Below are 14727 nucleotides of genomic sequence, written 5' to 3' on the forward strand. Positions count from 1 at the left end.
CGGGCTTCCCTAGGGAGCGCCAAAGGTTTCAGGGACTTAGCCCCGCCCGTGCGGGGCTTTTGCGTTTTCGTTGCCAAAATCGTTGCTCCGGGTTTCGGTTTAGCTTGCAAAAGTTCGAAGGGATTTGCTTCACTCCCGCCCATGCGTCGGATCCTGGAGCGCCTCCGCAAACTCATTCCCCGCCTGCCTCGACGTGAGCCACGCGACAGCGGCTTAACGGCCGTTGAGTACGAGGCTGTGTGCCTTATCGCGTGTGAGGGCCGAGAGGCTTACGCCCGCGCCCGCGAGCAGGCGGATTACTGCCGATCCATGGGCAGTCCGAGCGGTGTGCTGTTCTGGAGCAAGGTAGCCGTTGAGGTCGCCCGTCGAACCGGACGAGCAGGGACGGGGAGAGCTGAAGCACCGCTCCGGTTTCACCTTCAAAGCCCCAAGCAGCATAAAGAACTCGACGGCACGCCTTGCGCCATCCTCAAGACACCAACGGCTGTTGTTTACCCGGTACTCAGTGGGTGCCGTTTCAGGTATCACCTCCTGGTGCCCCGCCACATCTGAGTAGAAAACGAGTGAGGCCTCCGGCACCCACGCTGAAACTACAAGGGGTTCACCCTCCCCAGGGTAACGCCGCTCGCGCCGTAGAGCGAACCATGCAGCCATGTTGAAGGAGAATGACCAGTGTAGACCTGTGGCTGCATCGGCGGCAGCGCAGCCGAAGGTGCCTCTGTGGATCGGCACCATATCGGGCAGGGTATTGGGTGGCTCGAACGATGCGTAACGGCACCACTGTACGAAATGCTCCCGAGATCCGGCAGCCTTGATCGTGTTTCGAAAATCGAAACTAGAGACAAGGGCCCGGTGGAGTATTAAACGGAAAACAGGCGAGGGGATGCTAGCTTCGTATAGGAGTGGCATGCACTGCACTAGGTGCTCGTCCTCAAGGTAACGACACAAGCCCGCCGCTGCATTCGCATCGCCCGCTAGAGCCTTCGGCAAATACAGGGTTCATGCAATGGGAGATATCTGCCTCACTAGAGCAGCGATTTTGTTGAGCGTGGTAGTCATATGGTCCCCTGCCATTTTCGACAGGGGACATGGGTTCTCGAGTGGACATGAGCCACACACAGAAGGTGAACAAAATGCCGATGTCCCTAGGGATAATCTGCTTTTCTTACGCATCGCCCTCACGTCATTGGTAGTGATGGTGCGTGCACGAAACCTATCACGGAGATCGGCGGGAAGAGACGGTTCGGCTGCCGCTTTCCAATGCTGCCAGAAGTCCTACGTGTTTAGCTCGCCTCGCATCGCTTCTGTTGTGCTGCCATCCTCGACCGCCCGGCGTAGCTCTGGCACAGGACGGCTCAAGGGGAGTGGGTGTACGATCCCAGCGAAGTGCATTTCAAGCCTGCTCTCATATTCTGTCCGTGGCTCTCGAACAATCTCTGGGGCCTTTGGTTTGGCCAAGCAGGTTACAGGGTCGATTTGCTCACCGCGTCCAGCGGGTAACTGGGCAAGATGTTGATCTAGGTCTGCGATCCGGATGCGCCAGCTACCAGCAATCTGGATAGCCCCAGGGATCTTCCCCTGCCGAACTTGGTAGTAGATAGTTCTTCGAGAGAAGCCGAGGCGCTTTGCTGCTGCTGATAGCGGGATGTATTCACGCTCAGGTATCGGGTGCGTCTTGGTCGGATGAGTACGCTTGTGGGGCGAGGTTTTAGCCCTGGGGTTAGTGTGCTCTCCAAGCCAACGCTTCACTTCGTGCGTGAGCCGGAGATCCGTAGGCTTGTTGGATTCTCGCCCACAATAGCATTTGCCCCGAGCAAGCCATGCCGCGCATGGTATAAGACGACGGCACGATTGAGCCCTGCCATCTCTGATGCTTGATCTATGGTCAAATAGTTCATGGGTAGCCCCTGCGGTCGTTCGGCTCCGCCCGCCCTTGTGTTGTCCCAGGCCGGTGGCTGGTTCCCTGAATTGATAGCTCGATTGTCCATGGATTTTGGATCGTCCGAACAAGCGTGCATAGCGGACCTTCAAAGAGCACCCTCGAAATCGCACTTTGACCCACAGCGGTCCTTTAAGGAATCCCGAACAGTTTAGTAATCAGCCGCTGACCTTGCCGGACAATCAAGAAACCATTCGCAATCTTACAGAGAGAAAAAGCGCTGATCGAAACGCTCGTCAGTTTCGTGCACGACACTCCGCGGCCCAACCCTGCCAAATCCTTCAAAGCCGATCCGGCGGTTAGTCTTAGGATGCGCCCAAAAGCGGCTGCCATCGTTAATTCTGGTGGAGTTAACGAGCACTGATGAGTACTGCGTTGATCAATGAAATTCCTTACCGATTACTGAGTAATCGCGGGCAGCAGCGCTTCGGCATTTTCGTCCGCGGAGGTGCGTCTCAGGACAGCGCGGACCAGTCCCCGCTGGGGCATATGGCCGCAAGCATTGGGAACACTCTTGAAACAGCCTCTTGACTCCAGCCATTGGAAATTGCGTGGTAACCAAAATTTCCTAGGATACTCAGCTGTAGTTTACTTCCGTTTACCTCCGTGCAAGCAGGACTTCACGCTGGAGGTTAGTAACTAAGTAGCGAACTTGTCCAGGAACGCACTTAAAGGGACACTTGAGGGGCTGTTATGACATCACTACTTGCCAGATCAGCCTTATCCGTGAGCGGCGTGATCTCTTCACCTGAGCAGCTCGCCAACCAAATTCTTGGTGTCTGGCGCGAAGACGGCCTGAGTTGGAGGCCGCGGGTGCGTTGGTTCCCACGCGTGCCCCCCTACCTGGATGAAATTTTCGACCTCCTTTTCGAGCCTGCAGACGGTGATGATGCCGATGCAATTCTCTTTTCCGATGAGCGGCGCTCCGCGCCGCTGCATAACATCCGCGATTTCGTAGGCGGGCTTCAGGTCCCGATGATCGATCTCGGAGGCCGGGCCGGAGACTTTACCGACGCCCATTTCGACCTGATGGAGCCCCGCACCTGGGCGGAAACGGCCCGGCGCATTATCAAATTTCGGCAGGGACGCGAAGCACTCGCGCCGCAATATCGCCATACGGTGGATCCCGATATCCAAATTCTGGCGCACATGTATGTTTCCGGCCGCCAATTGCGCGGCATGCGCTATCCGCTGACTCCGGAAGCTGTCTGCTATCCCGGTTTCTTTTCGGCGAGTACGATTGTTCCGATCGCTGACAGACTCGTTCTACGCGGTTTTCTCAAGAAAACCTTTTTCGACCGCCTGCATGAATGCCGGACGTGCCGCTCGCGCCGCCTGACCGTCCGCGAGGAATGCCCGTCGTGCCGTTCTGCAGATTTGCGCGAGACGTCACTTATCCACCACTTCCATTGTGCGGTACTGCTGCCCGAAGATCAGTTTCGTCAGGGAGTGGCATTGATCTGCCCGAAGTGCAAGCGCCAGCTGCGCAACTATGGCAAGGACTATGATCGTCCCGGCAGCGCCTATATTTGTAACACATGCGACGCCACCTCCTCTGAACTGGAAGTCGGCTTCATCTGCCTCGACTGCAATGCCCGCATGGATGGCGAGGCAGCCGAACGGGTCGATCTCTATAGCTACGCGCTAACCGACGCGAGTATCGCTTTCCTTGAAGGCCGTGCCGCCGCACTCGATGCGACAATGCCGGATTCTCTCCAGCGCGAGATTGCAAGAATTCACGGAACGGCGAACGTGCAGGCTGCGGTCGCCGAAATTAGATTCGCCGGAAGGGACGAACTGATCTCCAGCCATGGGCGCTCCGTCTTTGAAAGGTCTTGCGATCTGTTTCTTGAAAATATCCGTAATCGGCTTGGGAACGCAGGCTCGCTGCATGTGGGCGAGAACATCGCCTATATTTTGGCAGAACGTTTCGATGCCCGTACGGAACAGGAGCTCCGCACTCTTGTCGCCCGCAGTGAGGATCTCCTCCGGCACAAGCTCGATGCGCGACTGACGATTGCGCAACGTCTGGGACGAGCATTACCGTGAACACGCTTGAGGTCGGCTTTGCCTTCCTTTTAAGCCAGTCGATCCTCAGCATTCTGTCGGTCTTCTGGTACACTCTGATTTTCGAGTTCCCTCGCTATATCCTGCCGTTCATGGCGACGGGTTTCGCCATGCGTTCGCCCGACATGGACGCCGTTCCTGAAGCAACGCCAGTAGCGGATCAACCCAGCATCAGCGTCATTCTGGTTGGCCACAACGAGGAAAATGCACTTGAGGCCTGTGTGCGTTCCCTGCATGAGCAATCGATAACCGGCTTCGAGATTGTCATCGTCAGTGATGGATCAACCGACCGCATGCGGAGCATGGCCCGAGATCTGGTGAAACGGGGCCTCGCTGCACGGGTTCTCTCCACCGATCTCAGAGGGGGCAAGTCTAGCGGTATCAATCTGGCCTGTGCCTTTGCCACCGGCGAGATCATCGTCAATGTGGATTGCGACTGCTCATTCGATCGCTATGCCATCGAACGTCTGCTTGAACCGTTTGCTGATCCGCGTGTTGGCGCAGTCTGCGGCGATATCGCTCCCCGCAACAGCGATGTGAGCATCATTACTCAGTTTCAAGAAATCGAGTATCTACAGTCGATCTCTGTCGGCAAGCGCCTTGCCGGTGCATTCAATCAGGTCGTCTGCGCCTCCGGCGCTTTCGGTGCCTTCCGGCGCACGGCGCTTGATGACATCGGTGGGTTCGATGTCGGCGGAGGCGAGGATCTCGATACAACTATTCGGCTCCGGCTCAAGGGCTGGCGGATCGCATATGCGCCCGAGGCCGTGTGCTATACCGACGTCCCGGTGACCGTGTACCAGTACATCCGCCAGCGCCTGCGATGGGAGCGTGATGCCATATGGATTCGCTTCCGTAAGCACGCCAAGCTGATGAATCCCTTTTCTCCTGCCTTCCGCCTGAGCGAAGCCATTCACCAATGGGATTTCATCTTGTTTAATGTCGCTGGTGCATTCATCCTCCCGGTCTATCTTGTTTGGCTGTTCCTGCAGTATGGCGCGTTCGCTCCTGCCATTCTCATAGCCATGCAGATCGGCTTTCTCGCCATTGACATTCTCATCCTCGCCGCTTCGGCCTGGAGCACGGGCCGCGACATCTTTCTGCGAAACCTTCTCTTCCTGCCGGGCTATTCATTCTTCATGACCTATGTCATGCGGCCTGTCAGGCTCGCCGCCTATATCCATGAATGGGCGTTCTCCGGTTCGCACGGGGACAACTACACACCCGTAAAAGTCCGCACGCAACGCCCTTGGTAAACGGTAAATCCAGTGAAACGCCTACGCAAACAACCTCGCATTGATGTCCTCGATGCTCAGCAGCGCTCGTCCTCCGGCAAGCTCGGACGGATGATCTATCTTGCGCTCGTCGTTCTCTTCCTGGGCTCTCTTGCCTATTACCTGATCGGCAGTATGGTTGTGCTGTCCATTGACGGCACGGTATTGAAGGAGCGTTACTCCGTCGGTGCAAGCTACCCCGGCAAGGTGGTAGACGTTTATGTCAAGGAAGGTGACCAAGTTGAAGCCGGAACGCCGCTTCTGCGCGTGGAATCCTTTGAAATGGTCCAGGAACTTGCCAATTTCGCCTTGCGGGATAGTGACCTCTCCATCCGCGAGGGGCAGCTGAAGGGCAAGCTGATCGCCTTCGAAGCAGTCTCTCCCTTGGCTGAGCGGACCGCACGCGAGACCCAGATGACCGCGAGCCAGTTCGAAGCGGTCTCGGGCAGGGGAATTGTGTCGTCTCTCTCAAAGGACGATGCCCTGCGCAACAGCCTGCAAGCTGCCGAGCGGGTGGCCCAGTTGCAAAGCGAGAAGTCAGCAACGGAGTACGAGCTGAAGCTTCTCCAGCAGTCGCGCGCCATCTTTCGCGAGGCGATCGGCAAGCTCAATAGCATTTACGACAATGGCTATCTGCGTGCGAGCATGCCGGGCATCGTCGGTGCCAAGGTGCCGATCCCCGGACAGATCGTAAAGTTCGGTGACGAGCTGATGCAGATCAACGGCGGTAGCTCCTATATTCTCGCGTATTTACCTGACGATTACCTGTTCAACATTACAGAAGGTATGCCGGTGAAGGTGAAGGGTGGGGCTCAGTCAGCAAAGGGACGTATTGATGCTATCCTCACAGTCGCTGACGCACTCCCGGCGGAATTCCAGAACATGTTTCGCCCGCGCGACCGCTCTCGTCTGGCCCGCATCACGCTTGATGAAAAGAACCCCTTCGCGGTCTCCCAGAAGGTCACGATTTCCGGCTGCGCTTTCGGCTATTGCTGGGCGCGTTGACTTGGTCCCGATGCAAATTTACCTCTAGATCAAGCGACATTCGTCGACGAAATCGGCTATGGCCGCATCGATGACACTCCTAAGATCACATTTGGTCCCTTGGCCGATGGTGCGCAGTCTAATCGGGTGGCACTCGCCTTCGGTGAGGTAGAGCCGCAGGCGCTGCGCGCATCTCCCTCTGCATATCCTTGGTGGATACGTCGGTCACTACGGATGAAACAGCTTTTTAAGGGCAAGGTGATTCAGAGGATTCAGCAGCCCAACCCGTTAATTTCAAGGGTAGTATATGTTTTATTTTGCCAAGTGTCGTTTTTGCCCAAACATTATCCGCCATAAATTTCCCTGAAAACTTCCGATTTCTATCCTCGTTGGATCTCTGGCAGAAAAACGTCAGAGGCGGGCCGACACTCGATGTCGGCCTCATCATGACTAGGTGAGCAGTTGCAGGTGGCTATTTTTGCCTGGGCAAGATTGCCTGAAACCGGCCATTCCATGCAACAAGCTCGCGCGGACCTTCATTAGCTCCGCTCTGCGTCTCATCTTGACCCAAGGCGGACTCCTATCGGAGGTCTGTTGGCTGCCTGACGCAAACACATCATACTCTCTTGGTGCCAGATTTCTATGTAGAGGTATCTGTGCACAAAAGTTCCAACGACGGTACAGATCCAAAAACGGGCTAACCGACATGCGCTGGTCTAGGTCCTGCTCGGTAGCCCATATCCTTAGCTCTCCTCATAACCTCTGGTCAGACCCCCGACCGTTGCGAAGGAAGCCTGAGGAGCGGCTGCTATCTTGCTCCAGAAGCCGGCGGCGAACCGGCGCGCCCACCTCGTCCAGGGCCACGCGTATCACGGGATGGCCGCTTAGGTGCTGCGATCAAGCCATCGCGGATGCCCTGCTTGCGGGCGAGCTTGCGCGCCCGGCGAACGGCCTCCGCCTTTTCGCGGGTCTTGCGCTCCGATGGCTTTTCGTAAGCCTTTCGCGCTTTCATCTCACGGAAGATGCCTTCACGCTGCATCTTCTTCTTGAGGGCTCTAAGAGCCTGGTCGACATTGTTGTCCCTGACGAAGACCTGCAAAGGATGTCCTATCTCTCTAATGGTGGCACTGTGCTCGCCACCACGCTCTTTGGCGGACGGGTAGGAAGAGGAATGGCTGAAGCGCCTAAGCCCTCTGAATTTCACTTTCTCGAACGGCTCTCTCGGTCATGCCGGATTTAACGCGGTACGAAAGCTCTCCTGTCTGGTCGGCAGGCATCAGCCGAACAACCTCATAAATGCTCGTGGAGTTGATCCACTTGTCTGAAACGCCCGGCTGCTTCAGCCGGACCATCTGTTTGACTTTGAACTTGTGAGGCATTGGGAGCTCTCTTGAATGCGGAAAGATCGAGGTGGCTTACTTGATGAGCGATCTGGTTCGCTGCTCGCCCTTGCCTTACCTGACGCGTTTGATGCTGGTGATCGTGCCTTCAGGCAAGGAGCCTTTCTCCTGCTGGGCGCGTGCGATCAGGCTGACAATCCGGTTGTCGTTGGCCTTTGCAGGATTGTCGATCCACAAGTAGGCCGTGCGGGCGTCGTCATAGTTTACCGCGAAGATCACCGATTTTGCGGGAGTGCTTTTCCGGAACATGCTCATACGAGCCTCACTATTTTGACTATCAATCGATAGCATTTCACGAAAAAACCGCTCCGTTGGGAGCGGTTTGATGACTATGCGCCAGTTCAGGGTCAGGCTGCCTCGACGTCATGGACGGCAATCGTGCCGGACCGAAGATCGATGAAGGTATCGAACGAAACCCTCTGTCCCTCGACGAGGTTGCGCAGGCCGGCGCGCTCAACCGCGACTGCGTTGACGAACACTTCCTGCCTACCATCATCATCAGGAAAGCCTTTCAGCGTTTCAGAGTGCACATGCGAACGTCCTCGCAACGACGTGGGGCTGCGCTGTTCTCGATGGTTGGAGAGAGCGGAGCGCGCCTGAAAGGAAAGGCGAAGCGGACCAAATGTTCGGCCAAAGTCGATAATTGAAGATAGGCCGGATATAAGTTCATTTCAAGGCGGCAGTCGAATAACTAAAATATGGTCCCCGTGATGTCTCTCAAACTAGTAGTTTTTCTCATGGGTTGCACCAGTTATTAGTGGAAATGACCGATCACGAAAACTTCGTTCGCCGCCAAAGAATATAGGGCGTATATGTATGGAAGGGGTTGATGTAAGTGCCCCGCGAGGAGCTTTCATTGAGATTCTTCACTGTCGTAGCCGCACTGGGTTTGTTGCTCTTGCCTGAAGGCAGCCACTCTGAAGAGAAGACCGACGCGGAATCGAATGCTTCAAGGCTGGTCAGGCTCTCACCCGCTGATCGAGCAGCCCAATCCGCTGCCATGGCCAAGGAGGCACGTGACAAGGCCGAGGCGTTGGAGCGAGCCCGCGACCGCAAAATGAGAGAGATATCAAAAGGCATCTGCACCGGATGTTAATATCTACCGGGCCCATTCAAATGAGACGGAACGTTGCGGCAACAAACGTGCACACCGGAATGAGAGGCATGGGCTATGAATGGCATCCCCAACGAAAGCGCTGCACTTCATATTCTTCGTCACCTTGTCCAAGGGATGGGCAAGACCCAAGGGCAAGGAGCTTCGATTCTAAACCTCAGGCATTGGTGGACGATAAGCCTGGGGCAGCGTGGCGAAGACCTTGAGCGCGGCCTCGAATATGCCAGTCAATGTCAGTGGATCGAGCGCGGGCCGGATAACCAAATCCTACTGACGAGCCTGGGATCTGAAAAAGGTGGCGTATCCCAGTCGGCAGCATCATCCAGGTTGCCGAGCCCGTGAACCGCTAGCACCCTTCAAATGACCTTTTAGAAAGCGCATGAAAGTCGCATTCCGACGGCTCTATGGCGGTTCATTTTAAGAACCAGAGGATTGACTGATGTCCTATGAAAAAGCTCTGCAAGTTGCCGAGCGAACGCTTATTGACGGAGTGACATTGACTGAGCTCAAGCAGGCATTGAGGGACTTGCGTGCTTTAATCCCTAACAGTGCGTTGGCGGATCTGGTTGATGCCAAGATCAAGTCCATCGAGAGCCAGAAACGCGGCCCGAATGCCTAACCGAGAGGTCATGCCCGGCCTTAGGAGGCTTGAGGCGTCAGACCTGAGACCTGCCTTTTTGGAGAAACGCAGGCATGTGATCAGGATCGCTCCCATTGCCAGGCGTTGCGGCATCCAGAATGTCATCAAGAACATCCGCCATGTCTTCAATCTGAGCGAAGCTCGCTGTGAACGTCAGCCTGAAGCCATCCTCCAGTTCAATGACAAGATGAGGATCGCCACCGTCGGATGACGGAGACACCAGAAACCGGGCCAGCTTCTTCGTATCAGGCATGAACTTCTCCGTGGTTCGTTGTTTATCGGAAAATCGTGAACGAGGTAGCGAGCTGATTTTCATACGCGACGCGGCTGTAGGCCTCGCCAATGCTCTTGATCTCATAGCGGGGAGCCTCATCGCCCGAAGGCAAGTGCCTGATGATGACGAACTCTCCGCTCCAGGCCGAACCTAGAAACCGCTTGTCGCTAAACGTGACGTGCTGACCGCACGGATAAAGATGTGCTGACATGAGAAGCCTCTTTCCAGGCAGCTAATGTCTGGCCAAGGTGCCGCTGAAAGGGCTCTCACCCGACGAACAGCACAATGAACAGGATGAAGGACAGAACGCCAGCCATACTGGCCGTTGAGAGCCAAGCTCCCTGGTGCCTGCTGGAGAACGGAGCAACGCTAAACATGATGCGCTCCACTCCGTAAGTGCTGAAGCCGTGCTGCGAAAGGACTCACAAGGGTCGACTTCAGATTGAGGTTGGCGGGCTGCAGGCAAGACAAAGCTTCGAGGAACTGTTCAGGTGGTTGCTGGACAGCTGGAACGGGCTGTGGTGTCCGGCAGAGCTCGTGCTCGCCTGCGGTGCGGATCTCATCCCGGTGGACGGAGGCGATCCTGTACTGCGGCTCGGCGGCATCCGTCCTGATGCAGGAGATAATCGTATAAGGAACTTTCCACGTGAACTGGGGGTGCCGTCTCTCGGCAAAAAGCACGATCTCTCCGACTGCGAACCGATGGGCTTGCATGGGGCTTGCATGGTGCGTTCCTTCCTTGTTGGGCTCGTGCAGGCCGCAATGCACGAACAAGGAAGCACCTGTGCGGCCGGTGAGAGGCTCTGGCCGGGCGTTCAGAAGCGCGTATTCTTGGGCTGCTGAAGCTGAAGCCGCAAAGAAATCAACCTGAGAAGAGGCTGAGGGTGTTTAGAAAGGTCGAGCCCGTAGACGTTAAGAAGGACCATCGAGATAAGTTCCCGTCCTGCCCATGAAATTGGTATCGCTGCCATAACGCACCTCAGCCCTCTAGTGACGCTTGTAAGAGACCATGCCGTCTGAGGAACGTTGATCGCGTTCTCCTACAAACAACAGGGCAGCTTCGATAAGGTCGGGCGGTGAATGCAGATCGAGAATGTCCGCAAGAAGGGATTTGCCAGCCTCAACACGGGCCTCGTTCCCGGAACGGCCGGTGTCGGCGCTCCAATCCAAGATCCAGAGTGGCGAGCTGTAGCGGCCTTGAGCATCGGGACCTTGTCGGAACGATAGGAGGGGATCGTCTGCCGCTGGTTGTCGAATTGCTGCAGACAGCCTCCTAAACGGGACGTGATCTGAGGTCCGGGTGGTGACCAGACCTTGCCCAACCGGACGCATGAAGGCCTTTCCTGGCAATTCACAGGCCCTATTCGTGAGCGAACCTAGGGAACCAAAACGCTCTCAGGCTCACCATCAGAGGGAGCGGAGCCGCGTCAGACTGAGGTGCCGCTCAATCACAAAAGATCGCCTGCCTGAAGACTGGAAGTTATGCCCTCGAAGGTTTATATCAGGGATGTCAGGTCCGCCTGACTATGATCGTAGAGGCAGAGTGGAATAGGCGTTTAGGACGCGGGTTCGATTCCCGCCGCCTCCACCACAAACGCATCAACCGTCCAGCTCCGGCAGGAAAGGTTTAAGCGAATGGCTTCCAGCTGGGGCAGGTCGCTACCTTGGTGTATTTGTGACGGGGGCGATATGGGTTCGACTGGGCGCGATAAAGACTAGGCTGCGGTTAGGCTGAGCTACGGCCTCAACAGTGCAAATTCATAAATGCCAACGACAACGTTGACATGGGTGCGGTGCGCCTCGCGGCGTAACCATCCGGGGCTCGGGAAAGCCTAGCAACAGAAACGGCACCTACGGGTGCCGTTCCCATTTCTAGCCTTTGGCCTTCTCGACTACCGCTGATCGCACAATAGAGAGACGAAAATTAGATGTTGGATATTCAAGTGGACGGCTACATCCGGGTTCCCAAAGGGACAATAGTCTATCCGACGGGTGATGGCGTCGAGGCTCCGTCCATGCGCGATCAGGTCGTGAGGGTCACCAAGATCTTTGACGTGGACGTGAAAAGCGACAACTTCTACCTGCTTCTGCCAGACGACATGCGGCTGCGATACTTCGAAGCCAGCGGCGGCAAGCGCCCCATTGATCAGGATATTCTCGAATTCACGGATCGCCTGACCAAGGGCGACTACCGCGCGGTGGAGTGGTCGAGCAAATGGGCGCTGATCGCTGATGTGCAGCCTGCTGAGGCTCCCGCCCGCGCCAAAACGGCAAGGAAGACAGAGAGGCCGGAGAAGAAGCCGCTCACCAAGCAGCAACAGATGGTGATCGGTTCCACGTGGCAATTCGCCCATGATGTGGAGCTTCGCTACAAGGTGCGCAATCCAGCTTATGCCGCCATGCGCGACGACATCGACAATAGCCTACGTCAATTGCCTCCGCATGCCCGGAAGCAGGCTGTCGATGCCAAGCTGAACGAGCTTGGTATCATGGATCACCTTGAAGAGGCTTGGGGGCATGTAAGGGCAGGTGAGACGTTCACGGTTCGTGGGAAGCTGACTTCCGGCCTCGGAGGTGGGCAGGACGTGCCGATGTTGTTCCGGGGCGAGAAGTTTACACTGCCCTATGCCAGCCTTGAGCCCTTTGTTGAGCTGGTGGCCGAGCGGTAGAATAACAGCAAGCCGGGTGAGCTGACTGTTGCCCCCGTGGCATCATCAACCCGGCGACGCTCGTCTCGCCCGGAACAGAACCTAGGCTACCTGAGGCCAAGAGGACATTCTCTCAGCCTCAAGGAGTTGCTGTGCCTTGCGCGTGAATTCATGGCCGGGAAGACCTGGCTGAATCGGATTGAGGTAGGATACCGAGATTGTTCCAGCTCGCTTGTAGGTCCGATCAGGTCCCCAGAAGTGGCCTGAATTAAGGGCGACGGGAAGAACTGGTCGGTCCAGCTTTGCGTAGAGCAGCTCCACTCCGCGCTTGAACTCGATCGGCTCTGAGACAGATTTCCGAGTTCCCTCAGGAAAGATGAGCACGGAGCGGCCCTGAGCCAGCGCCGCCTGACTCTCCTCCACCAACTTCCTGATAGCTTTTGAGCCACTCTCCCTGTCGATCAGGATCATCGGCGACTTGCGCAGAAACCATGAGAAGACAGGGATTGTCAGTAGTTCCTGTTTTGCGACGATGGCCACGTCCGGAAACAAGGCCAGGAACGCCAATGTTTCCCAGGTCGATTGGTGATTGGCGACGATTAAACACGGCTCATTAGGGATATTGTGCTGACCCCTCTCGGAATAGGTCAAACCAACAAACCATTTTAGGCCAACGAGAATGCCGCGAGCCCAGAACCGGGATGCCAGCCGGACGCCATTCTCCGGGGAACCACAAAGCCACAGGATGGCTACGACTGGCGCAAAAAATCCTGTCCAGACGGCCAGCAGAAGGTCAAACAGGGATGAGCGGATGCGCTGCACGGCAAAATAGCTTCTTTGGATGACTTGTCGATTCAATAGGGGAGGGTATACGTCGAACCGCTGCTCAGGGCAGATGCTGTGTTCCCTAAAACGGTGATGGATCGCCTTGAAGACGGGGCACAATGCGTCACCCCTCGGACTGGAAGCGCCTCTCCAACCTGATGCCTCTACATCTGTTAAACTTTCGGCACTGTTGTGTCGGTGCGCAGGCTCGTAGTGGGAGCACTCACGGGCTTGCGCGATCCAGCGAAGCGAGGCTTGGGCTTGGGCGCCGCGATCAATCCCTCGCGGATAGCTTGTTTTCGAGCCAGTTTGCGGCTGCGCCGCACAGCTTCCGCCTTCTCGCGAGTCTTTCGCTCCGACGGCTTCTCATAAGATTTCCGCGCTTTCATTTCGCGAAAGATCCCCTCGCGCTGCATCTTCTTTTTGAGAACTCTAAGAGCCTGATCGACATTGTTGTCGCGTACCAAAACCTGCAAAGGATGTCCTCTCTATTCGTTAGGGTTGCGCCACCGCAGCATGCGTGTGCCGCAGGATAAGCGATGGGTTCAGGAAACACTAAGCACCGCGAATTTCGCTTTCACGAACGGCTCTCTCGAACGGACCTGATTTGATCCGGTACGAAACCTCTCCACTCGGGTCGGCCGGCATAAGTCGAACGACCTCGTAAATGGTGGTGGCACTCGTCTGGGCGTTAGAAAATCCGGACTGCTTCAACCGAACCATCTGTCGGATTCTGAACTTGTGAGACATCAGCTAACCTCCTTGCGACTAGGTGAACCGGATTGGCCCAATCAGGCGCCATATCCCTGGGAATGCCGCTACCTTCGCGCCTTGCGTGCAGCATAACGAGCATCGCGTGCGGCCTTGCGCTCAGCCTCAAGGCGGGCGTCGCTCGCTTCCTTTTCAGCTGCTGCGTGTGCTTCTTGCGCCATCTGCTCCGCCGCACGGGCCTCGCGCTCGGTGGCGAGACGGGCCTGTTCGGCAAGACGCCTTGCCTCGCGCTCAGCCACGCGAGCATCGCGCGCGGCGCTCACGGCAGCCCTGGCCGCCCGTCGTTCGGCAACTGCCGGATCGTCGGGTCCCGGCCGCTGAAGAAACCTGGCCGCCATAGCTTGTTTGGCGCTTTTGGCAGCATTCAGTCGCTCGTCGAGATTGTTTTGCTTCATTCCGCCTGATGATCTCAATGTGCTTGCCTCATCTAAACTATGCCAGCTACCGGACGCGTCTGATGCTGGCGATGTGCCCGCCAAGCAGCGTGCCCTGCTCTTGCTGGGCTCGTGCAATCATTTCGACGGTGCGGGTGTCAGAGGCCTTTTCGGGATTGTCGATCCACAGGTAGGCTCTGCGACTATCGTTATAGTTCACCACGAACATCACTGATTTTGCCGGAGCCTTACGAAACGTATTCATTGGTTCCTCGCGAGGTTAACTATCGGATGAAGGTCCTTGAAAAGATGAAGCCGCCCCACCCGGGGGCGGCTCGGTCTATCGACGCCTGTGCTGTGCGCCAATCATTCTCAGGCCGTCTGGATGTTGTTAACGGCGACCTTGCCGGAGCGGCG

Annotated in this window: 17 protein-coding genes and 1 other RNA gene; 6 read left to right on the plus strand and 12 right to left on the minus strand. The window is 56.5% G+C overall.

The annotated features are described in order from the left end of the window. Positions 1-1275: 1275 nt before the first annotated feature. A complete protein-coding gene (locus AA309_RS37955) occupies positions 1276-2052 on the minus strand; it encodes a helix-turn-helix transcriptional regulator (RefSeq protein WP_425286915.1) in 777 nt (258 codons plus the stop codon). A 613-nt stretch (positions 2053-2665) separates the two neighbouring features. Here AA309_RS37955 and AA309_RS28990 point away from each other — a divergent pair. The 3 genes from AA309_RS28990 to AA309_RS29000 are packed head-to-tail and all read left to right on the plus strand — an operon-like array spanning position 2666 to position 6285. Next, positions 2666-3988 carry a TackOD1 domain-containing metal-binding protein gene (locus AA309_RS28990; RefSeq protein WP_244470532.1) on the plus strand — a complete coding sequence of 441 codons (1323 nt, stop codon included), beginning with the start codon at positions 2666-2668 and terminating at the stop codon, positions 3986-3988. After that, complete coding sequence (locus AA309_RS28995) at positions 3985-5262, plus strand: glycosyltransferase family 2 protein (protein WP_047192495.1); 1278 nt, start codon at positions 3985-3987, stop codon at positions 5260-5262. The genes AA309_RS28990 and AA309_RS28995 overlap by 4 nt, the downstream gene beginning before the upstream one ends. 12 nt (positions 5263-5274) lie before the next feature. Next, positions 5275-6285: an HlyD family secretion protein gene (locus AA309_RS29000; RefSeq protein ID WP_047192496.1), complete on the plus strand. Its 1011-nt coding sequence runs from the start codon at positions 5275-5277 to the stop codon at positions 6283-6285. Between the two features lie 787 nt (positions 6286-7072). On the opposite strand, the gene rpsU (AA309_RS29005) is transcribed toward AA309_RS29000, so the two are convergent. The 4 genes from rpsU (AA309_RS29005) to AA309_RS33770 all read right to left on the minus strand — a co-directional run bounded on the left by rpsU (AA309_RS29005) (position 7073) and on the right by AA309_RS33770 (position 8194). Then, positions 7073-7363: a 30S ribosomal protein S21 gene (rpsU, locus tag AA309_RS29005; protein WP_047192497.1), complete on the minus strand. Its 291-nt coding sequence runs from the start codon at positions 7361-7363 to the stop codon at positions 7073-7075. An 85-nt stretch (positions 7364-7448) separates the two neighbouring features. Then, complete coding sequence (locus tag AA309_RS29010) at positions 7449-7643, minus strand: hypothetical protein (protein WP_047192498.1); 195 nt, start codon at positions 7641-7643, stop codon at positions 7449-7451. A gap of 75 nt (positions 7644-7718) precedes the next feature. Then, positions 7719-7919: a hypothetical protein gene (locus AA309_RS29015; RefSeq protein ID WP_047192499.1), complete on the minus strand. Its 201-nt coding sequence runs from the start codon at positions 7917-7919 to the stop codon at positions 7719-7721. Between the two features lie 92 nt (positions 7920-8011). Next, positions 8012-8194 carry a cold-shock protein gene (locus AA309_RS33770; RefSeq protein ID WP_244470533.1) on the minus strand — a complete coding sequence of 61 codons (183 nt, stop codon included), beginning with the start codon at positions 8192-8194 and terminating at the stop codon, positions 8012-8014. Between the two features lie 1023 nt (positions 8195-9217). Here AA309_RS33770 and AA309_RS29035 point away from each other — a divergent pair. Next, a complete protein-coding gene (locus AA309_RS29035; protein ID WP_047192503.1) occupies positions 9218-9397 on the plus strand; it encodes a hypothetical protein in 180 nt (59 codons plus the stop codon). A 37-nt stretch (positions 9398-9434) separates the two neighbouring features. Here AA309_RS29035 and AA309_RS29040 read toward each other — a convergent pair whose 3' ends face one another. Further along, entirely contained in the window at positions 9435-9671 is a 237-nt protein-coding gene (locus AA309_RS29040) for a hypothetical protein (RefSeq protein ID WP_047192504.1), read from the minus strand. Between the two features lie 22 nt (positions 9672-9693). Further along, positions 9694-9903, minus strand: a complete 210-nt coding sequence (locus tag AA309_RS29045) for a hypothetical protein (protein ID WP_047192505.1) — start codon at positions 9901-9903, stop codon at positions 9694-9696. Positions 9904-11162: 1259 nt separating this feature from the next. Between AA309_RS29045 and ssrA the strand changes: the two genes are divergently transcribed. Both ssrA and AA309_RS29060 read left to right on the plus strand, forming a co-directional pair. Next, positions 11163-11545: a transfer-messenger RNA gene (ssrA, locus tag AA309_RS33775) on the plus strand. A gap of 75 nt (positions 11546-11620) precedes the next feature. Beyond that, positions 11621-12361: a hypothetical protein gene (locus tag AA309_RS29060; protein ID WP_047192507.1), complete on the plus strand. Its 741-nt coding sequence runs from the start codon at positions 11621-11623 to the stop codon at positions 12359-12361. An 81-nt stretch (positions 12362-12442) separates the two neighbouring features. Here AA309_RS29060 and AA309_RS29065 read toward each other — a convergent pair whose 3' ends face one another. The 5 genes from AA309_RS29065 to AA309_RS34815 all read right to left on the minus strand — a co-directional run bounded on the left by AA309_RS29065 (position 12443) and on the right by AA309_RS34815 (position 14575). Beyond that, the gene (locus AA309_RS29065; protein ID WP_342027992.1) at positions 12443-13285 is read right to left on the minus strand and encodes a lysophospholipid acyltransferase family protein; all 843 of its coding nucleotides are present in this window, start codon (positions 13283-13285) and stop codon (positions 12443-12445) included. A 53-nt stretch (positions 13286-13338) separates the two neighbouring features. Next, positions 13339-13641 (minus strand): 30S ribosomal protein S21, encoded by a 303-nt coding sequence (gene rpsU, locus AA309_RS29070; protein ID WP_047192508.1) that lies wholly within the window; start codon positions 13639-13641, stop codon positions 13339-13341. Between the two features lie 79 nt (positions 13642-13720). Next, positions 13721-13915 (minus strand): hypothetical protein, encoded by a 195-nt coding sequence (locus AA309_RS36965; protein ID WP_047192509.1) that lies wholly within the window; start codon positions 13913-13915, stop codon positions 13721-13723. A gap of 68 nt (positions 13916-13983) precedes the next feature. Further along, a complete protein-coding gene (locus AA309_RS29080) occupies positions 13984-14331 on the minus strand; it encodes a DUF6481 family protein (RefSeq protein WP_047192510.1) in 348 nt (115 codons plus the stop codon). A gap of 46 nt (positions 14332-14377) precedes the next feature. Continuing rightward, on the minus strand, positions 14378-14575 hold the full coding sequence (locus AA309_RS34815; RefSeq protein ID WP_150117828.1) for a hypothetical protein: 198 nt from the start codon (positions 14573-14575) through the stop codon (positions 14378-14380). Between the last annotated feature and the right edge of the window lie 152 nt (positions 14576-14727).

Origin of the sequence: Microvirga vignae (genome assembly GCF_001017175.1) — a bacterium.
Classification (GTDB): Bacteria; Pseudomonadota; Alphaproteobacteria; order Rhizobiales; family Beijerinckiaceae; genus Microvirga; species Microvirga vignae.